This is a genomic window from Micromonospora sp. GCM10011542, assembly GCF_042650685.1.
Lineage (GTDB): Bacteria > Actinomycetota > Actinomycetes > Mycobacteriales > Micromonosporaceae > Micromonospora.
The window spans coordinates 49,371-73,049 of the sequence record NZ_JBHSBO010000007.1 but is presented as its reverse complement, the minus strand read 5'-3'; the positions used below and the strand labels follow the sequence as shown (position 1 = coordinate 73,049).

The 23,679-nt window shown below is 70.8% G+C and carries 26 protein-coding genes and 1 tRNA gene; 14 read left to right on the top strand and 13 right to left on the bottom strand.

The annotated features are described in order from the left end of the window. The first annotated feature begins 29 nt into the window (after positions 1-29). From ACFOW4_RS01885 to amcA, 5 genes are all read left to right on the top strand, one after another. The gene (locus ACFOW4_RS01885; RefSeq protein WP_377523847.1) at positions 30-383 is read left to right on the top strand and encodes a sterol carrier family protein; all 354 of its coding nucleotides are present in this window, start codon (positions 30-32) and stop codon (positions 381-383) included. A gap of 167 nt (positions 384-550) precedes the next feature. Beyond that, positions 551-2,092 (top strand): amidophosphoribosyltransferase, encoded by a 1,542-nt coding sequence (gene purF, locus ACFOW4_RS01880; RefSeq protein WP_377523845.1) that lies wholly within the window; start codon positions 551-553, stop codon positions 2,090-2,092. A gap of 60 nt (positions 2,093-2,152) precedes the next feature. Then, positions 2,153-3,307 carry a phosphoribosylformylglycinamidine cyclo-ligase gene (gene purM / locus ACFOW4_RS01875; protein ID WP_377523844.1) on the top strand — a complete coding sequence of 385 codons (1,155 nt, stop codon included), beginning with the start codon at positions 2,153-2,155 and terminating at the stop codon, positions 3,305-3,307. A gap of 131 nt (positions 3,308-3,438) precedes the next feature. Continuing rightward, the gene (gene amcB, locus ACFOW4_RS01870; protein WP_377523968.1) at positions 3,439-4,530 is read left to right on the top strand and encodes a cyclophane-forming radical SAM peptide maturase AmcB; all 1,092 of its coding nucleotides are present in this window, start codon (positions 3,439-3,441) and stop codon (positions 4,528-4,530) included. Further along, positions 4,511-4,747 (top strand): multiple cyclophane-containing RiPP AmcA, encoded by a 237-nt coding sequence (gene amcA, locus ACFOW4_RS01865; RefSeq protein ID WP_377523842.1) that lies wholly within the window; start codon positions 4,511-4,513, stop codon positions 4,745-4,747. The genes amcB and amcA overlap by 20 nt, the downstream gene beginning before the upstream one ends. A gap of 142 nt (positions 4,748-4,889) precedes the next feature. Here amcA and ACFOW4_RS01860 read toward each other — a convergent pair whose 3' ends face one another. Both ACFOW4_RS01860 and ACFOW4_RS01855 read right to left on the bottom strand, forming a co-directional pair. Beyond that, the gene (locus ACFOW4_RS01860) at positions 4,890-5,105 is read right to left on the bottom strand and encodes a DUF3073 domain-containing protein (protein ID WP_377523841.1); all 216 of its coding nucleotides are present in this window, start codon (positions 5,103-5,105) and stop codon (positions 4,890-4,892) included. A 299-nt stretch (positions 5,106-5,404) separates the two neighbouring features. Further along, positions 5,405-6,487: a Glu/Leu/Phe/Val dehydrogenase gene (locus tag ACFOW4_RS01855; RefSeq protein WP_377523839.1), complete on the bottom strand. Its 1,083-nt coding sequence runs from the start codon at positions 6,485-6,487 to the stop codon at positions 5,405-5,407. Positions 6,488-6,680: 193 nt separating this feature from the next. On the opposite strand from ACFOW4_RS01855, the gene ACFOW4_RS01850 reads away from it, so the two are divergent. Together ACFOW4_RS01850 and ACFOW4_RS01845 are read left to right on the top strand one after the other, a co-directional pair. After that, positions 6,681-7,520 carry a hypothetical protein gene (locus tag ACFOW4_RS01850; protein WP_377523838.1) on the top strand — a complete coding sequence of 280 codons (840 nt, stop codon included), beginning with the start codon at positions 6,681-6,683 and terminating at the stop codon, positions 7,518-7,520. Between the two features lie 250 nt (positions 7,521-7,770). After that, entirely contained in the window at positions 7,771-7,980 is a 210-nt protein-coding gene (locus tag ACFOW4_RS01845) for a BldC family transcriptional regulator (RefSeq protein ID WP_007073996.1), read from the top strand. Positions 7,981-8,057: 77 nt separating this feature from the next. Here the strand turns inward: ACFOW4_RS01845 and ACFOW4_RS01840 are convergent, their stop codons facing one another. Then, complete coding sequence (locus tag ACFOW4_RS01840) at positions 8,058-8,450, bottom strand: PPOX class F420-dependent oxidoreductase (protein ID WP_377523836.1); 393 nt, start codon at positions 8,448-8,450, stop codon at positions 8,058-8,060. 53 nt (positions 8,451-8,503) lie between these two features. Here ACFOW4_RS01840 and ACFOW4_RS01835 point away from each other — a divergent pair, with 53 nt between their 5' ends. After that, positions 8,504-9,283, top strand: a complete 780-nt coding sequence (locus tag ACFOW4_RS01835) for a class I SAM-dependent methyltransferase (RefSeq protein ID WP_377523834.1) — start codon at positions 8,504-8,506, stop codon at positions 9,281-9,283. Positions 9,284-9,336: 53 nt separating this feature from the next. Here ACFOW4_RS01835 and ACFOW4_RS01830 read toward each other — a convergent pair whose 3' ends face one another. Further along, entirely contained in the window at positions 9,337-9,639 is a 303-nt protein-coding gene (locus tag ACFOW4_RS01830) for a hypothetical protein (protein ID WP_377523832.1), read from the bottom strand. A gap of 175 nt (positions 9,640-9,814) precedes the next feature. Between ACFOW4_RS01830 and ACFOW4_RS01825 the strand changes: the two genes are divergently transcribed. Beyond that, positions 9,815-10,672, top strand: a complete 858-nt coding sequence (locus ACFOW4_RS01825; RefSeq protein WP_377523831.1) for a 3-hydroxyacyl-CoA dehydrogenase family protein — start codon at positions 9,815-9,817, stop codon at positions 10,670-10,672. Beyond that, on the top strand, positions 10,669-11,412 hold the full coding sequence (locus ACFOW4_RS01820) for an enoyl-CoA hydratase/isomerase family protein (RefSeq protein WP_377523829.1): 744 nt from the start codon (positions 10,669-10,671) through the stop codon (positions 11,410-11,412). Before ACFOW4_RS01825 ends, ACFOW4_RS01820 begins: the two co-directional genes overlap by 4 nt. A gap of 66 nt (positions 11,413-11,478) precedes the next feature. On the opposite strand, the gene ACFOW4_RS01815 is transcribed toward ACFOW4_RS01820, so the two are convergent. Beyond that, positions 11,479-12,822 carry an ABC transporter substrate-binding protein gene (locus ACFOW4_RS01815; protein ID WP_377523828.1) on the bottom strand — a complete coding sequence of 448 codons (1,344 nt, stop codon included), beginning with the start codon at positions 12,820-12,822 and terminating at the stop codon, positions 11,479-11,481. A gap of 167 nt (positions 12,823-12,989) precedes the next feature. On the opposite strand from ACFOW4_RS01815, the gene ACFOW4_RS01810 reads away from it, so the two are divergent. Beyond that, the gene (locus ACFOW4_RS01810) at positions 12,990-13,379 is read left to right on the top strand and encodes a hypothetical protein (RefSeq protein ID WP_377523826.1); all 390 of its coding nucleotides are present in this window, start codon (positions 12,990-12,992) and stop codon (positions 13,377-13,379) included. A gap of 338 nt (positions 13,380-13,717) precedes the next feature. Further along, positions 13,718-14,425, top strand: a complete 708-nt coding sequence (locus tag ACFOW4_RS01805) for a DUF2786 domain-containing protein (protein ID WP_377523825.1) — start codon at positions 13,718-13,720, stop codon at positions 14,423-14,425. A gap of 55 nt (positions 14,426-14,480) precedes the next feature. On the opposite strand, the gene ACFOW4_RS01800 is transcribed toward ACFOW4_RS01805, so the two are convergent. Beyond that, complete coding sequence (locus tag ACFOW4_RS01800) at positions 14,481-15,008, bottom strand: SRPBCC family protein (RefSeq protein WP_377523823.1); 528 nt, start codon at positions 15,006-15,008, stop codon at positions 14,481-14,483. Positions 15,009-15,171: 163 nt separating this feature from the next. On the opposite strand from ACFOW4_RS01800, the gene ACFOW4_RS01795 reads away from it, so the two are divergent. Further along, entirely contained in the window at positions 15,172-16,137 is a 966-nt protein-coding gene (locus ACFOW4_RS01795) for a hypothetical protein (protein ID WP_377523822.1), read from the top strand. A gap of 69 nt (positions 16,138-16,206) precedes the next feature. Here ACFOW4_RS01795 and ACFOW4_RS01790 read toward each other — a convergent pair whose 3' ends face one another. From ACFOW4_RS01790 to ACFOW4_RS01770, 5 genes are all read right to left on the bottom strand, one after another. Beyond that, positions 16,207-16,797 (bottom strand): GNAT family N-acetyltransferase, encoded by a 591-nt coding sequence (locus tag ACFOW4_RS01790; protein ID WP_377523820.1) that lies wholly within the window; start codon positions 16,795-16,797, stop codon positions 16,207-16,209. Between the two features lie 62 nt (positions 16,798-16,859). Then, positions 16,860-17,555: a cation diffusion facilitator family transporter gene (locus ACFOW4_RS01785; RefSeq protein WP_377523819.1), complete on the bottom strand. Its 696-nt coding sequence runs from the start codon at positions 17,553-17,555 to the stop codon at positions 16,860-16,862. Positions 17,556-17,941: 386 nt separating this feature from the next. Beyond that, positions 17,942-18,008 (bottom strand) — tRNA-Phe (locus tag ACFOW4_RS01780). A gap of 177 nt (positions 18,009-18,185) precedes the next feature. Next, positions 18,186-18,830: a glyoxalase gene (locus ACFOW4_RS01775; protein WP_377523817.1), complete on the bottom strand. Its 645-nt coding sequence runs from the start codon at positions 18,828-18,830 to the stop codon at positions 18,186-18,188. Between the two features lie 205 nt (positions 18,831-19,035). Further along, the gene (locus tag ACFOW4_RS01770) at positions 19,036-19,488 is read right to left on the bottom strand and encodes an iron chaperone (protein WP_377523814.1); all 453 of its coding nucleotides are present in this window, start codon (positions 19,486-19,488) and stop codon (positions 19,036-19,038) included. 163 nt (positions 19,489-19,651) lie between these two features. Between ACFOW4_RS01770 and ACFOW4_RS01765 the strand changes: the two genes are divergently transcribed. Continuing rightward, positions 19,652-20,260, top strand: coding sequence for a TetR/AcrR family transcriptional regulator (locus ACFOW4_RS01765; RefSeq protein ID WP_377523813.1), 609 nt, complete (start codon positions 19,652-19,654; stop codon positions 20,258-20,260). Positions 20,261-22,081: 1,821 nt separating this feature from the next. Here ACFOW4_RS01765 and ACFOW4_RS01760 read toward each other — a convergent pair. After that, positions 22,082-22,369 carry a tyrosine-type recombinase/integrase gene (locus ACFOW4_RS01760; protein WP_377523967.1) on the bottom strand — a complete coding sequence of 96 codons (288 nt, stop codon included), beginning with the start codon at positions 22,367-22,369 and terminating at the stop codon, positions 22,082-22,084. 380 nt (positions 22,370-22,749) lie between these two features. Continuing rightward, entirely contained in the window at positions 22,750-23,526 is a 777-nt protein-coding gene (locus tag ACFOW4_RS01755; RefSeq protein ID WP_377523811.1) for an aminoglycoside phosphotransferase family protein, read from the bottom strand. Positions 23,527-23,679: the final 153 nt, after the last annotated feature.

Below are 23,679 nucleotides of genomic sequence, written 5' to 3'. Positions count from 1 at the left end.
GTCCTACCGTCAGGTCGTATCGTCCCGTCGTGTCCACTCCGCACATTAAGTCCGCCGCGGTAGCGGCGGCGTTGTCGGCGCTCGATGATGGGCGTACGCCCGAACGGCCGGTACTCCGGGAGGCGGTCCGGTCCTTGTTGGCCGTCCTCGCGGAGCGCGCCCCCGGCCGATCGGTGGAGGTGCGCGTCCCACCTTACGGCGCGATCCAGTGCGTTCCCGGGCCCCGACACACCCGGGGGACCCCGCCAAACGTGGTCGAGATGGCCCCGGACACCTGGCTCGCGCTGGCCACCGGGCGACTCGCGTGGGCCGAGGCGGTTACCCAGGGTCGTGTCCAGGTGAGCGGTGTCCGCGCGGACCTCTCCGCCCATCTGCCCCTCTAGCTGCGTAGACGTCCGGATGATGGTAACGCTCGGCGCACAAATCGTGACTATCTGTATCGACGATGATTCGCGTACACTGTCAGGCGACGACAGTGGTCCCGACCCGGGCGTGTGGATCGCCCCGTGATCCCACCGGGTCGGTCCAGACCAGCATGAGGGAGCGGTAGGTGCCCCGAGGCGACGGCCGGCTGAGCCACGACCTTGACCCCCAACGACCCGGTCCCCAGGACGCCTGCGGCGTCTTCGGCGTCTGGGCGCCGGGGGAAGAGGTCGCCAACCTGACCTACTTCGGTCTCTACGCGCTCCAGCACCGGGGCCAGGAGGCGGCGGGCATCGCGGTGAGCGACGGCTCCGGGGTGGTGGTCTACAAGGACCTCGGCCTGGTCGCCCAGGTCTTCGACGAGCCGACCCTGGCCAGCCTGCGCGGCCACCTGGCAATCGGGCACGCCCGCTACTCCACGACCGGCGGCTCGACCTGGGAGAACGCGCAGCCGACCATCCGGTCGACCAGCTCCGGCACGACCATCGCGCTGGCCCACAACGGCAACCTGGTCAACACCGCCGAGCTGCAGAAGGAGGTCGCCGAGCGCGGCCTCGTCGCGGACGGCTCGACCAACGACACCTCGCTGGTGACCATGCTGCTGGCCAGCCGGCCGGATCTCTCCGTGGAGGCGGCCGCGCTGGAGGTGCTGCCGCAACTGCGCGGCGCCTTCAGTTTCGTCTTCATGGACGAGTCGACCCTCTACGCGGCCCGCGACCCGCACGGCGTCCGTCCGCTGGTGCTGGGCCGGCTGGAGCGCGGCTGGGTGGTGGCCAGCGAGACCGCCGCGCTGGACATCGTCGGGGCGAGCGTGGTCCGCGAGGTCGAGCCCGGTGAGCTGATCGCGATCGACGAGGACGGGCTGCGCTCCACCCGGTTCGCCGCGCCGGAGCCGAAGGGTTGCCTCTTCGAGTACGTCTACATCGCTCGCCCGGACGCCACCATCGCCGGGCGCAACGTGCACGCCGCCCGGGTGCAGATCGGCCGCCAGCTGGCCAAGGAACACCCGGTCGAGGCCGACCTGGTCATCCCGGTGCCGGAGTCCGGCACCCCGGCCGCGATCGGCTACGCGGAGGCCTCCGGCATCACCTACGGCGCCGGCCTCATGAAGAACCCGTACGTCGGGCGTACCTTCATCCAGCCGTCGCAGACCCTGCGTCAGCTCGGCATCCGGCTCAAGCTCAATCCTCTGCGGCAGAACGTGCGGGGCAAGCGGCTGGTGGTGGTGGACGACTCGATCGTGCGGGGCAACACCCAGCGGGCCATCGTGCGGATGCTGCGCGAGGCGGGCGCGCTGGAGGTGCACGTCCGGATCTCCTCGCCGCCGGTCAGGTGGCCGTGCTTCTACGGCATCGACTTCGCCACCCGGGCGGAGCTGCTGGCCAACGGGTTGGACAACGACGGCATCCGGCGCTCGATCGGCGCCGACACGCTGGGTTACGTATCGCTTCCCGGCCTGATCGCCGCGACCGAGCAGCCGAAGACCCGGCTGTGTCGCGCGTGTTTCGATGGTGAGTACCCGATCGAGCTGCCGGCCGGCAACCTGATCGGCAAGCACGTGCTCGAAGGGGTGGGCCGGCGGGTCGCCAACTCGGCTCCGGACGCCCCGGGGCACTCCGCCCTTCCGCTCGTCGCCACTCCGGGCGGCGTGACCGCACACCGCCCGTAGCACCACCGGCGCGGCCCGGCCACCGCCGGCGCGGCACCGAGAACCACAAAGGGGAGAACCGTGACGCACGTGTCCGAGCGCAGCGGCGCAGGAAGCAGCCCGACCGGCGCCGGCGGCGACCGCCAGCCCTGGACGGCCGGCGCCGGCCGTCCGGCGCGCAAACGCTCGGTCTCGTACGCCGACGCCGGGGTGTCCATCGAGGCGGGCGACCGCGCGGTGGAGCTGCTCAAGTCGAAGGTGAAGCAGACCCGCCGCCCCGAGGTGCTGGGCGACCTCGGCGGCTTCGCCGGCCTGTTCCGGCTCGACACGAAGAAGTACAAGAACCCGATCCTGGCCTCGTCCACCGACGGCGTGGGCACCAAGCTGGTGATCGCGCAGCAGATGGACATCCACGACACGGTCGGCATCGACCTGGTCGCGATGGTCGTCGACGACCTGGTGGCGTGCGGCGCCGAGCCGCTGTTCCTGCTCGACTACATCGCCACCGGCGAGGTCGTGCCGGACAAGGTCGCCGAGATCGGCGCGGGCATCGCCGACGGCTGCCGGTACGCCGGCTGCGCGCTGCTGGGCGGCGAGACCGCGGAGCACCCGGGCGTGCTCCGCCCGGACGAGTACGACATCTCCGCCACCGGCGTCGGCGTGGTCGAGGAGAGCGACATCCTCCGGCCGGAGCGGGTCGAGGTGGGCGACGCGGTGATCGCGATGCGCTCCTCCGGCCTGCACTCCAACGGCTACTCCCTGGTGCGGCACGTGCTGCTGGGTGCCGGCCGGATGCGGCTGGACGTGGTGATCGACGACTTCGGCCGGCAGCGCACCCTCGGCGAGGAACTGCTCACCCCGACCAAGATCTACGCGAAGGACTGCCTCAAGCTGATCGCCGAGACCGAGGTGCGGGCGCTGGCCCACGTCACCGGCGGCGGCATCCCCGGCAACCTGGTCCGGGTGCTGCCGGAGCACGTCGACGCGGTCGTCAACCGGTCCACCTGGAAGCCGCAGCCGGTCTTCGACCTGATCCAGTCGAAGGGCCGGATCGACGACCCGGAGATGGAGGCGACCTTCAACATGGGCGTCGGCATGTTCGCGATCGTCTCCGCCGAGGACACCGACCGGGCGCTGGCCACGCTGACCGGCCGCGGGGTCGAGGCGTGGCAGGCCGGCGAGATCATCGAGGGCACCGGCAACGTGCAGATGGTCGGCCAGCACACCCGAGGATGATCACGCTCCGGTGATCGTACGGGCACCTGATCAGGGCTTCACCCGAGTGGCCGATGCCGCCTAGCCTGAAGGGCACCCTTCAGACTAGGCGGAGGAGGGCGATGGCTGCTCGGGGACAGTCATTCAGCGGGATGCGCGGCCTGGCCGCCATTCCGTCGTACGTCGTCATGCAGCCCACCACCCTGTGTAACCTCGACTGCGCCTACTGTTACCTGCCGTTCCGCGCGGCCGACCGGCGGATGCCGGTGTCGGTGGCCGAAGCGGTGGCGGAGGCGGTCAACCCGTGGGCCACGGCCGGCCGGTTCTCGGTGGTGTGGCACGGCGGTGAGCCGCTGGCGGCCGGGCGGGAGCACCTGGCCGCCCTGCTGGCCCCGTTCGGGCCGGAGGTCGAGCACCACGTGCAGACCAACGCCACGCTGATCGACGACGACTGGTGTGCGTTCTTCGCCGCACGCGAGGTGCGGGTGAGCGTGAGCGTGGACGGCCCGAGGGAGCGCAACGGGGACCGGGTGGGCCGGGGCGGGCAGCCGGCGTACGACCGGATCCTGCGCGGCGTGGCGGCGCTGCGCCGGCACGGCCTGCCGTTCTCCGCCCTGGCCGTGGTGTCCGAGCCGGCGCCGGGGCTCGCCAGCGAGCTGTACGACTACTTCCTCGGCCTGGGCTGCGACGTGCTCGGCATCAACATCGAGGAGACCGAGGGGGTCAACACCCGGGACAACAGCCACGACCCCGCGGCGGTGACCGGGTTCTGGGCCGAGCTGGTGGCAGCCTGGCGGCGCGAGCCCCGGATCCACCTGCGGGAGGTCGAGTGGTCGCTGCGCTTCGCCGCGGCGGTGCTCGACGACGCGGCGGACGACGTGCTGCCCCGTCAACTGGACCCGATCCCGACGATCGGGCACGACGGCTCGGTGACCGTGCTCTCCCCGGAGCTGGCCGGCTTCACCGACCCCAAGTACGGCGACTTCAGCAGCGGCAACGTGTTGACCACCCCGCTGGCCGAGATCCTGGCCGGTGCGGCGGCGACGCCGTGGGTGGGCGAGTTCCTCGCCGGCGTGGAGGCGTGTCGGGCGTCCTGCCCGTACTTCGGTTTCTGCGGCGGTGGCCATGCGGCCAACCGTTACTTCGAGTTGGGGCGCTTCGACGGTACCGAGACCGAGCACTGCCGCAACAGCAAGATCCGCCTATTGGAGGGAGTGTTGGAGCATGCCCGAGACCACCAGTGACCGGCGGCCTGAGCGCGAAGCGGGCGACGCCCCGGACGGAGTCACCGAGCGGGTGCGGGAGGTGGCCCCTGGGCTGGTCGCGCTGCTTCAGGAAGCCGCGGACGCGCGCCGGCTGCGGGCGGAGGTGTCGGGCGGGGACGGTGCCAGCGCGGTCTGCGCCTGGAACCACTTCGAGAACATCCCGACCTTCTACAACTGGAACAACCGGCCGCGCTGAAGGTAACCGAGATCAGGGACCTGCCGACCGGCCGGAACGGCGTCCGGCCTGGCCAGGTCCCTGATCATCGGCCCGGCTCAGCTCCCGACGGGCACATGCGTGAGCACGCGGGGCGTACCGCGTGCTCAGCTGCGTCGAGAGGTCAGCGGGTCGGACGGACCCAGGGATCCGGGTCCTCGTCCGCGTGATCCTCATCATCATCGTCGACGAACTCTTTGTAGTCGTCGTCGATGTGGTGCTCAGACTTACCAGCACCCGCCAGTTCACGCTGCAAGGCGGTGAGGTCGGTGTTCGGGGAGTGGTACTTCAACTCCCGGGCCACCTTCGTCTGCTTGGCCTTAGCACGGCCGCGCCCCATGGCTCGACCCCCTCGCACAGAATGCGGGGCAGCCCGAAGGCGGGCCCCGATGACGTCAGGCATCTCTCGTGGCTCTTACGGTACATGGGGATGCCATCGTTCGGCACCTCGGGTTACCGCCAGTCGGCTCTGCGCGTCGCGGCGAGCCGGCCGTCACCCAGTGTACCTGGTAAGGAGCGGAACCGAGAGCACCCGTGACACCGGACAAACCACGCGAAATTAGCCCGGCATCAGCTTACCGACCAGGGTGCCCGGAGAGGGCCCGGAGGCGGATCCCGGTCGATCCGCCTCCGGGGTGCTCAGCGCAGGTGGATCGTGCGTAGCCGGCCGACGTCGGCCATCCGCCGCTCGGCCAGCCGGTCGGCGGCCACCGCCGGTGGCACGCCCTCGGCGTCGGCCAGGTGCAGGATCTCCCGGGTGGTGTCGTAGATCCGGGTGGCCCGCAGCTTGGCCCGGTCGAAGTTGAAGCCCTCGATCTCGTCCGCCACCTGGATCACGCCGCCGGCGTTGACCACGTAGTCCGGGGCGTACAGGATGCCCCGGTCGGCCAGGAGCTTCTCGATGCCCGGGTGGGCGAGCTGGTTGTTGGCCGCACCGGCTACCACCTTGGCGCGCAGCGCCGGCACGGTGTCGTCGTTCAGCGCACCGCCCAGCGCGCAGGGGGCGTACACGTCGATGTCGGCGGCGACCAGCGCGGCGGCGTCGTCGACCAGGGTGACCTGCGGGTGGTTGGTCCGCACCCAGGCCAGCGCCTTCGGGTTGACGTCGGTGGCCACCACCTCGGCGCCTTCCTCCAGCAGGTGCCCGGTCAGGTACTTGCCGACCTTGCCCAGGCCGGCCACGCCGACCCGCTTGCCGCGCAGGCTCGGGGTGCCCCAGACGTGCTCGGCGGCGGCCCGCATGCCCTGGAAGACGCCCCAGGCGGTGAGGATCGACGAGTCGCCGGCGCCGCCGTGCTCGACGCTGCGGCCGGTGACGTAGCTGGTCTCCCGCGCGATCACGTCCATGTCCGCCACGTAGGTGCCGACGTCGCAGGCGGTGTAGTAGCGGCCGGCCAGCGACTCCACGAAGCGGCCGTACGCGCGCAGCAGCGCCTCGCTCTTGACCTGCTCCGGGTCGCCCCAGATGACCGCCTTGCCGCCGCCCAGGTCGAGCCCGGCCAGGGCGTTCTTGTACGCCATCCCACGGGACAGGTCGAGCACGTCGGCGAGCGCGGCCTCTTCGCTGTCGTACGGGTAGAAGCGGGTGCCGCCCAGCGCCGGCCCCAACGCGGTCGAGTAGATCCCGATGATCGCCTTCAGGCCGCTCTGCTTGTCCTGGCAGAACACGACCTGTTCGTGACCGGTCGATACCGGGTCGTCGGTGCTGGCGAATACGCCCATGACTGGCTCCTGGTGTGGTGTGCGTCCTTGTGGGACGCGGACCTCGTGGACCCCGGCGGGGATGCTGCCGGTGCCGTCGAGCCTAGTATCGGCCCCCGTCGCGGCGCCCGACGCGCCGCCGCCGTCCCACGTCGCGGCACGCGCGGTCCGGCCGCTGACGCCGTGCGGGTGCCGTTCGTGGGAGGATCGCGCGGTGCCGTCGCTCTTCGCTTCATACCTGCGCGTGTACGAGCCGTTGACCGCCTTCGACCGGGACCGCCAGAGCTACTGGCGGCGCTACGTCTCCGAGGGACGGGCGGTGGCCCCGGTCGAGGGGCCGGGCCGGCAGCGGACGGCGGTGATCGAGGCGCTCGGCGCCGGCTGGACCCGGCTGCCGGACCTGCCGGAGGAGGCGTACGTCCTGGAGACGGACGACAGCCTGCTGGTCTGCCCCTGGAACCTCCGGATCCGGGTCGCCGAGGCGGCGCTCAGCGCCCGGGACGGGGTGCCCTCGGTGCTCGCCGACGCCTTCGTGCCGCCCGTGCTGGCCGGTCAGGCCCGCGCGGTGGTGGAGGACTGGCGCAGTGGCGCCCGCGTACTCGAGCACGGGGTGCCCCGGGTGCACGAGCAGATCGCCACCTGGGGCGTGCCGCTGCGCTGGTTCGTGCTCGTCGACCCGGAGGAGCGCGAGCTGGTGACCCGGCCCGACCGCCGGTCGCTGCGCTACCGCACCGAGATCTCCAAGGCCCGGCGGCGCTCCTCGCGCGCCCTGTCCGTGCTGCGCAAGTCGGTCGGGGACGCGCCCATCACCGAGGCGGTGGAGGAGGCGGCCCGCTGGCTGGAGGAGTTCCACCCACGTTCGATGGTGGAGCTGGACTACGGGGGCCTGGTCGACCTGCTCTCCGACGAGACACTGGCCGCGGACGACTCGCCCGAGCTGGTCGCCGGCGGGCTGGCCGGGCTGGCCCGGGGCGAGGCCGACGAGGCGTCCGCGGCGTACGACACCCTGGTGGCCCGGTGGCGCGCGGTGCAGCTGCTCGAGCGGTGCAACTGAGGCAAATCGCCCGAGGAACGCTTCCAAGGTGAGGCGTGCTCGTAGTTGGCACATCACGAACCGTGATCATGAGTCCGAATAAGGTACTTTCTGCCGTGTAAAAGTCGTAAAAATCGGGCATGGTTCATCCGTCCGTCTAGGGACCTTCATCCGTTCGGCCCATGTCGGACATCGGGGACTAGCCGGACCATGGGAGACGCGTCGGCCGGCGGGACCCCGGCCGATGTCTATACATGTGGAGGAGTGACCGATGGCATCGCGAACGCACGAACCAGAGCCGCTACTCACGCCGGCCGAGGTGGCGTCGATGTTCCGTGTCGACCCGAAGACGGTGACCCGGTGGGCCAAGGCCGGAAAGCTGAGCGCCATCCGCACCCTGGGTGGCCACCGTCGATACCGCGAGTCGGAGGTCAGGGCCCTGCTGCAGGGGCAGATTCCCCAGCAGCGCCAGGGCGACTGAGCCGGCACCAGCTTTTCACGGTCAGGGGCGGTGGACTTCGGTCCGCCGCCCCTGACGCGTTTCTGGAGCCCGACCCGCTATCCGCTCTGCCCGTCGGCTAGCGTCACCCTGATCCCCACCGTGCCGCCCTCGCCGTGGCGCAGCCGGCTACCGAGCAGGCTCAGCCGGCCGATCAGCCGGTACTTGTGCTTCAGCAGGTCGCGGACCCGGCGGGTTTCGGCACCGCCGTAGAGGGTCGCGTGGGCCGGTACCGCCGCGCCGTGCGGACGGCCCCGCACGTCGCACGGCGCCACGGTCACGTCGCCACTGCGGCGGATCCGCTTCACCTTGCCCGAGTCGGCCCGCGTCCAGACCGCCAGCGCCTCGCCGTCGCGGACCGCCCAGACCGGCGTCGGCACCGCCCGCCCGTCCTTGCGGAAGGTCGTGAGCAGGAGGTACTTCTCGGCCGACAGGCGGTCCAACGTGGTCACGCCGCAAGGATACGACCGCGCGGTCCGCCGGACGGCCAGATAGCGTGAACGCCGTGACAGGGGAGCCACTGATCGGTGACGTCGTCGGTGAACTGCTGCGCGACGCGCTCGCCGTGGCCACCGGGGTGGGCCCCCGGCCGCTGGTCGGCGGTCGACTGCCCCGACCGGTCATCGAGATCATCGAGCGCGACGACGGGCTGATCAACGGGGCGCCCGCCGCGCACTACCTGGACGCGCCGGCCGACTGGCAGCCGTACGACCACCGGGCGGTGGACCGGGTCCGGGGCGAGACGCTGGACATCGGCACCGGCGCCGGCCGGATCGCGCTGCTGCTCCAGGAGCGCGGCGTACCGGTCACCGGCCTGGACACCTCGGCCGGCGCGCTGGAGGTGTGCCGCCGCCGCGGCGTCCGCCGGCTGGCGCACGGCACCGTGGACAGCCACGTGGCCGACGGCCACCGCTACGACACGTTCCTGCTGCTCGGCAACAATCTCGGGCTGATCGAGGGACGGGAGCGGGCACCCGCCTTCCTGGCCGCTCTCGCCGCACTGGCCCGGCCGGGAGCGCAGGTCATCGCGCACGGCACCGACCCGTACGGCACCACGGACCCGCTGCACACCGGCTACCACCAGCGCAACCGGGACCGCGGCCGGCTCGGCGGGCAACTGCGGCTGCGGCTGCGCTACCGGGAACTGGGCACCGACTGGTTCGACTACCTGGTCTGCTCCCCGGAGGAGTTCGCCGGTCTGGTGCACGGCAGCGGCTGGCGGCTCACCGACGTGGACGACTCCGACGCCCCGTACTACCTGGCCACCCTGCGCCTGGGCCGGTAAGGAGGGGCCCCTTGTTAACGCCCAGGCGTTAACAAGGGGCCCCTCCTTACCGCTCAGACCTGGACGGTCGGGGGCAACTGCTCGGGCGGGAGGCCGCCGTCGCCGTCGACCACCTCGTCCGGGGTGCCGTCCTCGTCGAGGTCGACCATGGTGATGTCCACCTTGCCGTCCCCGTCGGTGTCGAACTGGAACAGGTCGGCCTTGCCGTCGCCGTCGGTGTCCACCACCCACACGTCGGTCCGGCCGTCGTTGTTGGTGTCGGCGCGCAGCAGGTCGACCCGCTCGTCCCCCCGGGTCTCCACGGTCTCGCCGTCGGTGCTGCCCGGGTCGGTGACGCTCTCCGGTGCCTGGCTCATGTCGACTGGTCCTTCCCTCGGTTGACGGCCGTCTGTACCCGATCCCACGCTCCCCCACGCATGGCCCGGGCCGCCGCGCTGCATAGGGTCGCACCATGAGCGAGCTGAGTGGGCGGATCGTCCGGGCCGGCGCGGCGGCGACCCCGCGCGTTGCCAGGCGGGATGGAGAGGCGTGATGAGCGATCGTTTCGTGGTCGTCGGGGCCGGCACGATGGGGCTCGGCATCGCCTACGTGGCGGCCGGGGCCGGGTACGACGTCGAGCTGGTCGAGGTGGATCCGGCCCGGGGCAGGGCTGCCCAGAATCGGCTCGCCGAGCTGTGGGAGCGGGCGGTGCAACGGGGCAGGCTGAGCGCCGACGAGGCCGCCGCGAACCGGCAGCGGGTGACGCTGCGCCCGGCCCTCGCCGAGGTCGCCGCCGCCCCGCAGGTGATCGTGGAGGCGGTGCCCGAGCGGCTCGACCTGAAGCGGGCGGTGCTGCGGGATGCGGCGGCACTGCACCCCGCCCTGTTGGGCAGCAACACGTCCAGCATCGCCATCGGTGAGCTGGCCGAGGGGCTGGATCGCCCGGAGAGCTTCCTCGGCCTGCACTTCTTCAACCCGGTCTGGGCGATGGCGTTGCTGGAGGTCGTGGTCGGCCCGGCCACCGCCGCGGAGACCACCGCCGCGGCCGTCGAGCTGGCGCGGCGGCTGGGCAAGGACCCCGTGGTGGTACGCGACCTGCCCGGCTTCGCCACGTCCCGGCTCGGGGTGACACTCGGGCTGGAGGCGATCCGGATGGTCGCCGACGGGGTGGCCAGCCCCGCCGACATCGACAAGGCGATGGTGCTCGGTTACCGGCACCCGGTCGGGCCGTTGGAGCTGACCGACCTCGTCGGCCTGGACGTCCGGCTGGACATCGCCCGCACCCTCCAGGCCGCGTACGGGGAGCGCTTCGCGCCGCCGCCGCTGCTGGAGGAGATGGTGGCCGCCGGGCGGCTGGGCAAGAAGTCCGGGCAGGGGTTCTACCGCTGGGAAGGCGGGGTCAGGCAATGAGCGGGCTGCGGATCGAGGAGCGGCCGGACCGGCTGGTGGTCACCCTGGACCGGCCGGAGAAGCGCAACGCCATCGACGCCGAGTTGATCGCCGAACTGCACCAGGTCTGTGCCGAGTTGGAGGCGCGCCCCCGACTGCTGCTGCTCACCGGCGGCGCGGCGGGCATCTTCGCCGGCGGCGCGGACATCGGTCAGCTCCGCGAGCGCGGCCGGCTGGACGCCCTCGCCGCGATCAACTCGGCCGCCTTCGCCCGGATCCGGGCCCTGCCGATGCCGAGCGTGGCGGCCATCGACGGGCCGGCGCTGGGCGGCGGCGCGGAGCTGGCGTACGCCTGCGATCTGCGGGTGTGCACGGCGCGGGCGGTCTTCGGCCAGCCGGAGGTGCGGTTGGGCATCCTGGCCGGCGCGGGCGCGACCCACCGACTGCCCGCCCTGGTCGGCGAAGGCCGGGCCAAGGAACTGCTCTTCACCGGCCGGCGCGTGGACGCTGCGGAGGCACTACGGATCGGCCTGGTCAACCGTGTGGTGGACGAGCCCGACGAACTGCTCACGGTGGCGCACGGACTGCTGGACGAGATGGCCCGCGGCTCGGCACTGGCGCTGCGGCTGACCAAGCTGGCCGTGGACGCGCCGGCGGCCGCGCACCCCCAGCTCGACCTGGTCAGCCAGGCGGTGCTCTTCGAGGACGAGGAGAAGCACCGGCGGATGACCGAGTTCCTGGAGCGCCGGCGGGAGCGCTGACCCCACGACGGCGACGGCCGCACCGGCCAGTTGCCGGTGCGGCCGTCGTGGGTCCGCGGTCGGTGCTCAGTGCCGGATCTGCACCCCGGCGTCGGCCAGCGCACGGATCACCTGGGCCGACTCGCCGAAGCCGATGATCAGTACGGCGTCCGCGCCGAACTCCTTGATCTCCTTGGCGCCGGAGGTGAAGTCCAGCGGCGGGGCCTTGGCGTCCGCCGGCGGCTCGTAGGTGAGCAGCTTGAGCCGGTCGGCGGGGATGCCGGCCTTCTCCAGCTCGCCACGGACGGTGGCCTGCAGGCCCTCACCGTAGGAGTCCTTCCGGGCCACGATGACGATCTTCTGCGAGCCGTCGCGGAGGATCACGTCGGCCAGCGCGCGCCCCTGGAGGCTGTCCGGCGGGGCGGTGCGGAAGTAGAGGCCCTTGTCCTCCACCTCGGTCAGGGTGCTGTCGGTGTTCGAGGGGGAGAAGAGGATCTTCCCGGCCTTCACCACGTCCGGCAGCACCTCGCGGGAGATGCCCGAGGCGCCGGCGCCGATGATCACACTGACGCCGTCCGCGACCTGCTTGGCCACGGTCACCTTGGCGACCGCCGTGCTGGTGCCGTCGTCGCCGTCCATCCAGACCACCGGCTTGCCGAGCGCGCCGCCGGCAGCGTTGATCTCCTTGAGCGCCAGCGTGGCGCCCGCGGCCATCGGCGGGTACGCCAGCGCGAGGTCACCGGTCTTGGGCAGGAGGCCGCCGATGATCAGCGACTTCTGGCCCTCCGCCCCACCGGGGCGCTGCTTCTTCGGCTTCGGCGGCGTCTTCGTGCTCGCCGACGACTCGCTGCCGGCCCCGACGAACTCGGTCTTGCCGTCGTTGATCTGCTGGCCGTCGAAGTTCAGGGTCGCGTAGCTCGCGGTGGAGGGCTCGCCCTCGTCGGTGAAGCCGGCCCGGGTCAGCGACACGCTGCGGTACTCGATGTCCTGCCCGGCGCGGGCCAGCGCCAGGCAGCTCGCCGGGTCCTCGCAGCGCTGGCCGCCGTTGGTCACGCCGACGATCTGCTTGGCGATGGCCGCGGGGTCGGTGCTGCCGGCCAGTTGGGCGGCGAGCACGCTGATCACCACGGCGTCGTACGTCTCCGCGGCGTAGAGGTAGTCCGTCAGCGCCGGGTCGACGGACCGTAGCCGGCTCTTGAAGTCCTCCGGCAGCGGGGTGAGTGGCGTGGTGCCCTTCATCCCGTCCACGAGATCAGCACGTTCCTTCAACTCCGCGGGGTAGGAGTTGAGCATGTTGCCGTCGGTGCCGTAGAGGCGCACCTGTTGGGTGGTCGCCTCCTCGGGCTTGTCAGTCCCGCAGGCGCTGGTGGCGAGCAGGATCGTCGCGCAGGCAGCCAGTGAGGCCACCCGCGAGCGGCGAGATACGAGCATGGTCGTCCTTCCTCCGGCGAAGGTCCGCTGCGCACATTAGCGTGCCCGCGCCGACGGCGGGACCGTGGAGGTGACGCAATGCGCAGGTCGCCCGGGTCGCCTACGCAGAGTGAGGATCGGGGTGAGGATCGGAGTGGTCCTTGACCGCCCCTCCTACTGTGCGCTGCGTGACGGACCTACCACAGCAGACGCTCGACGACGCGACCGCCGTGCTCCACTCGGCGCTGGCCGGGGACGGCGACGCCGTGGTGGGCGCGTTCGACGCGGTCGTCGACCGTTCCGGCCTGAGCGGCGCGTACGGAGTGGCCTGGTGCCTCGCCGCGACCATGGTCGGTGACACGCCGTCGGCGGGCGGATGCGCGCTGGACTTCCCCGGCATCGACCAGGCCGGCTACGACACCCGCTGGGTGGCCCGCTTCGTCAGCGCGTACGCCAACTCCGACGTGCCGACCGGGGAGGCGCTGTTCGGCGCGGCGGCGGCCGACGGGCTGCTGCCGGACTGCCTGCTCACGCTCGCCGGCTCGACGATCGCCACCCTGCGCAGCCGAGCCGACTGACCGCACCGACGCGGCGCCCGTCGGGGGGCGGGCGCCGCGTCGGCTGGTCAGAAGGCGTGGCGGGCGACCAGCGACTCGTACTCGTAGCGCAGGTTGTCGAAGCGGACCCGGAAGTTGACCCCGTCGCGGACGTTGGTCGCCACCACGATCCAGCCGGACTTGGCGGGCAGGTAGGTCCAGTAGTTGCAGGAGTCGGTGCGGTCGGCGATGACATGCGTGCCTCCGGAACAGTTAACTGACCGTCCGTATTGGACGGAGGACCGATCGTGGCGATGATACGAATCGATCAGTTGTCCCGCGGCCCCGTGTCGGTCGGCGGGGTGTGATAGCTCTGAGGCATGTCCGAGGCGATGCTCAGCAAGGTGCGCAAGCTGCTGGCGCAGGCCGAGGATCCAGCCTGCACCCCGGCCGAGTCGGCGGCGTTCACCGCCAAGGCGACGGAGCTGATCGCCCGCTACGGGGTGGACCGGGCGCTGCTCGCCGCCCGCGACCCGACCACCGACCCGGTCGGCGACCGCGTGGTCGAGGTGGTCGCCCCGTACGCCCGGGACAAGGCCGGCCTGCTCGCCGCGGTCGCCGAACCGCTGCGCTGCCGCTGCGTGCGCCGTCGCCACGGCAGTGGGTTCGCGCTGCACCTGTTCGGCTTCGCCAGCGACCTCGAACGGGTCGACCTGCTCTTCACCTCACTGCTGGTGCAGGCGGCACACGGGCTGGCCGGCACGGTGGTGCCGGCCGACGAGCACCCGGCCGCGTTCCGCCGGTCCTGGCTGGCCGGCTTCGCCCAGGTGGTCGGCGGACGGCTGTGGGCGGCCGAGACGGCGGCGGCCACCGGGACCGACACACCGTCGGTCGCGCTGGTGCTGGCCGATCGCTCCGACCGGGTGGCCCGCCGGCTCGCCGAGGTGTACCCACGGCTGCGTACCGCACCGCCCCGCCGGTTGGCCGGCACCGGCTTCGGCTCCGGAGCGGAGGCCGGGCGACGGGCGGATCTGGGCGGTCGGGACATCGACGCCGGCGCGGGTCGGGCACGCCGGCTCGGCCGCTGACCCCCCCCGCGGGCCGACCCGGCCGCTGGCCGATCCTCGCGCCCGCTGTCGGGTCTCAGCCGGTGGTGGTCGGGCGGGTACGACCGACCGAGCCGAGGTAACGGGTGAGCAGCTCGTGCCAGCCGGCGGTGAGCGCCTTGCGATAACCCTCGGCGGCCTCGCCGTGCCGGTCGAAGTGCCGGTGTTCCAGCTCGACCCGGGTGCGCTCGGGGCCGTCGGGGAGGAAGAGCACCTCGACCTCGCTGGCCCGGGCCGGGTCCGGCACCGGCACCCGGTCCGGGCCGAGCTGCCAGGCGAAGACCAGTCGGCGCGGCGGGTCCCAGGTGAGCACCCGGCCCCAGTCGGCGCGGAAGCCGTACGGGCCGACCTCGTAGAGCATGCCGCCGGCCCTGGGCTCCATGCCCAGCTCGGCGAGGGCCTCGGGGCCGGACCAGGTGTACTCGGTGACCCACCAGTCGGTCAGCTCGCCGGTGAAGACCGCGAACGCGTGCTCCGCGGGGCCGGGGACGAGGAGGCTGCACCGTAAGGAGAACCGTTCCAGGTCCTGCCGGATGTCGGCCGGATCAGCCATCCCCTGTCCCATAGGCCCGGACCATACCGGCTGGTTCCCCGGTGTGCAGCTTCGCGAGGTGCCCGGTTCCGGACAGTCGGTTGTCGTGCGGTCACCAAGGGTGCCCGCCCGGAAAGCGGGTAACCGCGCCGGACCGGCCCGGACGACCCGGCCGGTCCGAGGCGGAGCGGAGACCATGAGCGATAGCGCGCAGCAGGGGGAGCCGCAACGGGAGAGCGGTCAGCCGGATCGCGGCGACGGCGGCCGGGACCCGGACGTACGGCTCGACATTCCGAAGGTGTCGGTCGACTCGATTCGGCTGGCGGTGGACGGCCTGGACGCTGACCTGTCCCTCCGGACCCGGCTGGCCAACCTGCTCCAGCTGGACGCCGGCGTACGGGTGCACCTGAAGGGCGTCGAACTGGACATCACGGGGGTGCACGCCGAGGCCCAGCTGACCGTGCGGCTGGAGAAGCTGGTGGCGATCCTCGACCGGACGCTGCGCACGATCGACGACAACCCGCAGATCATCGACGCCCTCTCCCGGGCGGCCGGTCCGGCCATCGAGGACGTCAACCGCAGCAACCAGCAGTTGGCGGCCCGGGCTGTGGACCTCGCCGCCTCAGGGGAGCGGCCCGGCGGTGCCACCGACGAACTGGGCCAGCAGGTGGGCGCGATCGGCGGCCGGGCTCAACAGATGACCGCCGGCGGCCGGGGCGCCCCCGGAACGAGCGGCCCGCAGGGCCAGCCGCAGGGCGGCCAGCCGCAGGGGGGCCAGCAGCGTGAGGGCCAGCAGGGCGGCCAGCAGCGTGAGGGCCAGCAGCGTGAGGGCCAGCCGCAGGGCGGCCAGCCGCAGGGCGGCCAGCCGCAGGGCGGCCAGCCGGGTGGTCAGCGGCGGGAGGGCCAGCCGGGTCAGCAGCAGGAGGGGCAGCGGCGCGAGGGACCGGGTCAGCAACAGCGGCAGGAGACGCAGCGGCCGCAGGGACAGCAGCCCGGTGACGGTGGAGGCGGCCGGCGTGGTGAGCTGCCGGGTGGGGCGCAGAGCGCGGCGCAGCTCGCGGAACAGGCGGGGGAGAGCCTGCGGCAGGCCGGTCGCAGCGTCTGGGAGGCGATCCAGGGTGGGATGGCCCAGCACCGCCAGCAGGGCCGCCGGGACCAGTGAACGGCCGGCGGTCCGGCGTCGGGCTCCGGCAACCCGCCGTCAGTCCGGCCCGCCCAGGGCGTGGCGGCCCTACCGCTCGGGATACCCCCGATGCGTCGCCCACTCGGCCGCGAGGATCGACATGACCGTGGCGTCGGTCCAGCCGTCGCCGTCGCGCAGCACCTGTCGCAGTACGCCTTCGGCGACGAAGCCGACCTTCTCGTAGACCCGTCGGGCGCGGGGGTTGAAGGCGAACACCTCCAGCGAGATCCGGTGCAGGCCGAGCTGCTCGAAGCCGTGGCCGACGATGAGGCGTACCGCCTCGGTGCCCAGCCCCCGGTCCCGCCCGGCGGCGCCGAGCAGGGTGCGGAAGTTGCAGTTCCGGTTGGGCGGGTCCCAGTTGTTGAGGACGACCTCGCCGACGCAGGCACCGGTGGCCCGGTCCACCACCGCCAGGTCGAGCCGGTCGGTCTGCGCGTTCCGGCTGCCGTACCAGGCACGCAGCCGCTCCTCGTCGGGTGCGTCGTCGGGCGGGCTGCCGGTCAGCCTGGCGACCTCGGGGTCGGCCATGGCCGCACGGAAGGTTGCGAGATCGTCGTCGACGAAGGGGCGCAGAATGACCCGCTCGCCGACGAGGGTGGGCTTGATCGAGAAGTCCGCGGTCACCTGGTCGCTGGGCATCGGGCGATTGTCGACGCGGCAGCGGACACGCTCAACCGATATCAGCGTTGTGCGTCTGCTGGTCACGGCCGGTCGGCGCAGCACCCGTCGGCGCAGCCCGGGGCCTGGTCTACTCCGGTGGTGGCGGCTGGCAGGGGTGTGCAGTCGTCGCAGTGTTCGCCGCGCCAGGCTTCGACGCCCTCCTTAACCGCGACCCCGGCGACGACGAGCGCGGCGATCGGATCGGCCCAGGACCAGCCCCAGGCGGCGTTGAGGACCAGGCCGACGAGGAGCACCCCGGAGAGGTAGGTACAGAGCATGGTCTGCGTCGAGTCGGCCATGACGGTTGCCGAGCCGAGCTCCCGTCCGGTGCGTCGCTTCGCCCGTACGAGCAGCGGCATCACCAGCAGTGACGCGACGGCAAGGCCGATACCGACCGGGCTGGCGTCGGCGTCTCCGCCGGCCAGCAGGGAGCGGACGGCATCGACGGTCACCCAGGCGGCCAGGGCGAAGAACGACGCGGCGATGAGCCGGAGCGCCATCCGTTCCCGATCCTCGGGCACCCGGGAGCGGAACTGCCAGATCAGCACCGCTGCGCTGGCCACCTCGACGAACGAGTCCAGGCCGAAGCCGATGAGGGCGGAGGAGGAGGCCGTCGCCCCGGCGCCGATGGCTATCAGGCCCTCGAGGAGGTTGTAGGCGGCGGTGGCGTAGGCCAGCCACAGGCTGCGCCGGGAGAGCACCGCCCGGCGCTCGGCGGTCAGCACGGACGCGCTCATGCGCCCACCGCCGGCGGTGGATTGGTGCTGTACGTCGGGCACAGGGTGACTGCCTCACCCGTGGCGGCCAGAATCTGTTCCGCCGTCGGATCGGTCATGCGTCCAGCTTCGCATCCGCCGCCATGGACGAATGTCCGAGCTGGCGGGGGTCAGAGGCGTTTCCAGCCCCGCGGCTCGGCGAGCAGGATGATCAGGGTGCCGAGCGGACCCCACAGGCTGGGCACGAAGTACGGCCGATGGTCCAACCCCTTGCGGCTGACCATCCACTGGTTCAGGCGGTAGAAGGCGAAGATCGAGTCGGCATCGAGGCGACGAGGGCCCGAACAGCAAGATCCCCACCCGCGTTTCCGCTGGTGGGGATCTCTGTAGCCCGGCGAAAGGCTATGTGGCCAGGGGCGGGGTCGAACCGCCGACCTTCCGATTTTCAGTCTGTGGTCACCCGATCTCCTGGCCAGCATCTATGCCCATTTGTCCAGATCTCCCATGTATCAAGTTCTACGGAACGTGACGTTAGAAGGCATCTCCTTCGCCTCCTGTGCCCCCACGGGGGCACGGGAGGCGAAGGGCATGGCCATGGCTCTGATCAGGAGCCCCGAAAATCGAGGACCCTTTGCAGGCAGCAGTGAGACCTCAGGGCGTGGGTGCCAGCGATGCGGCCTCCCAGGCGAACCCGTCCGGGTCGGTGCAGGGCCCGGCGCTGCCACCGATGACAAGCCGGTGCGAACCGGTGCCGTCGGGAGCGACACCGAGGTCCTTCGCGAGAGCCCGGCGCCGGTACAGCGCCAGCTTGATGGGGCTCGACCCGGCCGCGAACTCGACGTACATGCGGCCGAAGCTCTTCGCCACGGCGAGGCCGTGCTCGACGTAGAACCGCTTGCTCGCGGCCACGTCGGCGACTCCCAGCAGGAGCACCATCTCGTCGATCTGTCGGGTGGCCGGGCCGGTGTTCTTCTTCGCCGAGGTCGCGATCTTCCAGATCGTTCCGTCCGGAGCCTGGACGACACCGCCGTAACCCCAGAGCGACTTCGCGGCGGGCTTCAGCGTCGTGGCGCCGGCGTGCAGGGCGGTGCCGATGAGGCCGTCGACGGTGGCCGGCTGGGACACCGTGAGGGCGAGCGTGAACCCGCGGAAGCCGGTCGTCGGCGCCTCCGAGGCCCACAGGCGTAGCTGCGTGTCCAGGCCGAAGGCCGTGCTGTAGAAGCGGTTGGCGGCCTCGGGGTCGGCCACGTCGAGAGTGACGGATTCGATGGAAGTCAAAGTGGAAGAGGCGGTCATGGTCATTCCTGTAGTCGTGGGTCACGGTCGACCCGGTGTGTGGTGTCGGGGTTAAACGCTGTGGTCACAGCCTGTCCCGGCCGGAGCGCGGTCCGCCTCCGTGCTGACTACGGAAGCCACCACGGATAACCGGGCCGTCAACGGCCGTGTCACCAGCCGCAAGTCCGGACCGGTGTCAGGGCTGTCGGTCCCGCCGGGGCATGCCTCAGCTCACCGACTGCTTCACGAGCGCACCGATCCGCGCCTCCACCTCGGCTGTCACCTCGGTCAGGGCGAAACCAGCCGCCCACATCGTGCCCTCGTCCAGCTTCGCCTGGTCGCTGAACCCGAGCGTCGCATAGCGCGTCTTGAACTTCTCCGCGCTATGGAAGAAGCAGACGATCTTGCCGTCCAGTGCGTAGGCAGGCATCCCATACCAGAGCTTCGGCGCGAGGACCGGGGCGCTGGCGGTGATGACGGCATGAACGCGCTCGGCCATGATCCGGTCCGAGTTCTGCATCTCGGCGATCTTCGCGAGCACGTCCCGCTCCGCCTCCGCTGCCTTGCCCGCTGCCTTGCCCGCGCGCGAACTGCGGCGCGCAGCCGTCTTCAGCTCCTGGGCGTGGTCCTTCAACGCGGCCCGCTCCTCGGCCGTGAATCCCTCGTACGTGCTGCTCATGGCAGGATTCCCCTTGTGGATCTGATGTGGCGCAATCGCGGACGCGTGGGTGGCGACAGGTCACTACATTCGCCATCGGCACGCATCGTGCCGATCGAGGCCTAATGTTGCAGGTTGTCCTCGGCATTGTCAACGGCACGCAGTGTGCCGATAGGATGGCAGCATGACCGACACGCCTGCCCCGCCGCGGCGCCGAGGCGCTGCGCGCACTGAAGAACTGCTGCGAGTAACCCTCGACTTGGCTGCGGAGGTCGGCTACGCGGGCCTGAGCATTGAGGCGGTCGCCAGACGGGCCGGGGTCGGAAAGCACACGATCTACCGGCGCTGGCCGTCCATCGCCGCGCTGCTGCTCGACGCGCTCAGCCTCGTGTGGACCAGCGATCTGGACTACCGCAACGCCGGGAATGTCCGCGCGGATCTGCGCGAACAGTTCCTACGCTCAAGCCTCGCCCTTTCCAGCCCGCCGATCGGGCCCGTCTACCGCGCAGTCATCACCGAGGCGCAGGCCGATCCCAGTCTGCGGGCGACCGTGTACGAGCGATTCCTGGTCACCGTCGAGCAGAGCACCCTCGACCGGATCACCCGCGCGCAGCGCACCGGTGAACTGGCTGCGGAAGCGAACCTGGAATTCGCCGCCGAGGTGCTGTGCGGCACTCTCTACTACCGCTGGCTGCTGTCAACCCGCCCCATCGACGAGAACGCGGTCGACGGACTGCTGGACATGTTCATGGCCGCGTACGGAACGTCAACCAGAACTCGTCCGGAACAGTAGCGCCAGCAGCTCGCTCCGCCTTGATCAGCTGACCGGATCTGCCGCGATCAGCGCGCTGAGGTGTCGCAGATCAGTTGGCGGACGACTGTCGCGCATCAGTCGACGGAGAGCAGACGTTCGAAGCGCCGCAGTGCCGAACGACGGCGTGGTCTGCGAATAGCCGCTTCAGCGGCGACGGTCCGAGGATCCCTTCAGCGGACGTCTCGGCTGGGCCAGCGGCGAGGTGGCCATCGGCCGGGTCGGCTGGTGCTCCTAGCGGTCACGCCGTCCGGTCCGCGACCTGGTTGATCGCCCGGTGCAGGTCCGACAGGCGGAAGGTGACCATCTTGTCTTCGGCCGCGGCCGCTTCCCGTCAGCCACCAGCTCTCGCAGCATCACCGATGGGTTGATCCCTCGGCGGCTCGCTTCCTCTACCAGCCATCGGGAAAGGTCGTCGGGGAGACGGGTGGAGTACACCATGGTCACCCTGCGTGGCGTGGTTTCTACCTCTGCGCCCGACCAGTCGATCGGTTCTTGTGCTGCCCGCATCGCTTCATCACGATTCATGGTCAGCCCCTGTCGGTCGGTGCCTCGGCGTAGGGAGCCCTTGGCTAGATGTCGGGCAGTAGCCACGTCTGTTGCCGCCAACGATCCTCCTACCACGCCATCCCAGTTTACAACCGTAAACACGATGCTGGCGAAACTCCTGCTCCCGACTGTCGGTTGGATGGGCGAGATGGGCTTCGCGGCGTGAGGTCCCAGGCCCACGAGGGGTCACAGGTGGGAGGACTCTTGCCGATGAATGTGTCGGCTGCGGCATCCAGGACACCGTTAAGCCGGTTGGCAGAGGCGCTCCTGAAAGTCAGGCGCACAAGCTTGTGAGCGTCCCGGCGGCTGGCTCCGCAGCCTCAGCTGGTCATCCCCCCAGCCGCGATCCGAAGGGGTCGGCGCAATCGCACGTTGGCTGCACGGCTCTCGGTTGCACGACCCTGAACTGGGAAAATGCACGTGCCTGAAAATCGGAAGGTCGGCGGTTCGACCCCGCCCCTGGCCACATAGCCTTTCGCCGGGCTATTAGGGCGGTGACCAGCGGAAACGCGGTCACCGTCCTTCTTTTTCCCCGAGCAATCCATCGACGAAGTGCTACCCGTTGATGATCTCTGTGGGCACGGCGGGGGCACGCAGCGGCCGCCAAGTTCGATCCGCCGACCATTTTTCATTCCCTGGCCCCTGTGCTGGTTGCCTGAGTAGTGCGGAAGGAGGTTGATGGTCATCCGCGCACTTCAATAGGTTGCCCGCCATGACGAAAACCTCGGACAGCCGCAGCACCTGACCGCCACCCTCGTCCCCGCCACGAACCCGGGGGCACGATCAACCGGACCATTTGTAGGCCTCGATTTGGCCACTCGGTCCGGTCGCGGCTGCCCACAATGAGGAAATGACAGCGCAGAGGTACCTGAAGAGGCAAACAGCCGTCCCTCTTCGTCGTGCTCCGAAGAGGCAACAAGCCGTGAAGCATCGTCGTACTCCATGGCCGCTGATGGCGGGGCTGCTTGCGGCGGGAGGTGCGGCGGGAGCGGCCGGAGCCGAGGCGATACGGCGCCTCAGACACGCCAGGCGCACCAGACCCAGCGGAGCCGGGGCGACAGGTGACGTCTTCCAGCCCGGTCCTGCCGGCGATGCTGCCCGGACCGTCAGCCCCGAAGGAGCCACCCAGCGCTGGCCCCAGGGAAGGTGAAGCAGAGTCCCCCGGCGTCGAGCCGGAAGCCTCCCGATTTCCAAGCGCCCACATTTCCGCAGGCCAGAAGCCCGCCGTAGCCTGCCGTGCGATGGCCCATGGGGTTAGCTCCGCATCGTGATGTGCCGAGGAAGGCGTGCGACATCACCGTGTGCGGCGAGTTCCGAAAGGGCTTTGGCGATTTCGCGGTCGCGGCCGTCGACGGCGTGCAGGTATCGGCGAGCTGCCGCCATGGACGAGTGCCCGAGTCGCTTCATGAGGTCGGCCAGGGTCGCGCCGGTCTGCGCGGCGAGGGTCTGACCGGTGTGCCGCAGGTCGTGGAAGGTCAGGTCATCGAGGCCGACTTGCTTCCGCGCCCGGACGAACGTTTGATACAAGGTGTTGCCGCGCAGCGGGGTTCCGTCACGGCTGACGAACAGCCGGTCTTTGCCGGCGTACTTATCAAGGCGGCCCGCAAGCGGGCCGGCCCGGCTCCGGCCTGCTGGCGACCTTCGGCCGGCATCGGCCGGGCCGGCCGGCCACGCTGACGGACGACAAATCCATGAAAGACCTCGGGGCTCCGCCCCGAACCCCGGCCCTCCTCAGAGATGCCGGGCGGATCACCTCGCCGGGCACCACAAGGGCTACCAGCCTCCCCGGACGGGGACAAGGTCGTTCGGCTGGTGAGGCGCTCCACCTTGTCCCCGTCCGGGGAGGCTGGACGGTCTACAACTGCCCGACGAGGAGATCCGCCCGCGACGCTAGAACGCGTCCTCCCTCGTGCTGGTTGGAATCAACATGCAACCCCATGCCACCCGTCGGTCAGAAGTCCGCCGTCGGACTGAAGCATGCGCCACTCGGCCTCAATATCCTCGGCGTCGCCTCGGGCCAGGAAGGACGCCCACGGTTCGATCCCCTGGCCTCCCAGGCGCCGCACCCGGTCCGCCTCACGGTGCTGCAGCCGTAGCAGGGCACGAAGGACGTCCCCCGGACGCGCACCGTAAGCCGCACAGCACCATTCGAGCCGTTTCGCCGCGTGTGCCCATTCGGCAGGTCCGGTCAGATCGCGCAGCGGCACCGCGTACCAGGCGAGCTGGGCGAGGTCATCAATGGCCTCACCCGGTTCGGCGAAGTCCCAGTCGATGAAGCCGACCAGCTGACCGCCGCTCCAGATCGAGTTCCACGGGCCGAGATCACCATGACGGACGATCGAACCAGGCCGCCAACACGCCTCTGGATCAAACCAGACGGCATCGGGGGGCGGGACGAAGTTGGCGACAGCGTGATGGTAGTTGGCCAGCCAGGCGGCCAACTGCTCGATGCCGCGCCGTTCCCTCAGCGACTCAGGCCATGGACGCATCGCCGGCTCGCCGTGTAGCAGCGACAAGACTTCGCGACCCTCGGAGTCGACACCCAGCACTCTTGGCGCACCGGTGAAGCCCACGTCTGCGAGGTGGTTGAGCAAGGCATGGACGGTCGGTGTCCACGGTCCGCGCGGCCGTCTGATGGTGTCCCCGACCCGCCGTACTGTGGTGACGCTGCCGCTCGCCGTGTTGCCGTCCTCGATCATCGTCGCAGGCTACAGGCACGCTGAGCGAGCGAAAGTGAGGTGTTTGGCTGTACAGCCATCGGTACAGCCAAGGCCGTCTCCTGACGCGGACACCGGCCGACAGTGGCGGACAGGCTCACCAGGCGCGCAGCCACCCGACCAGGCATCCGCGAT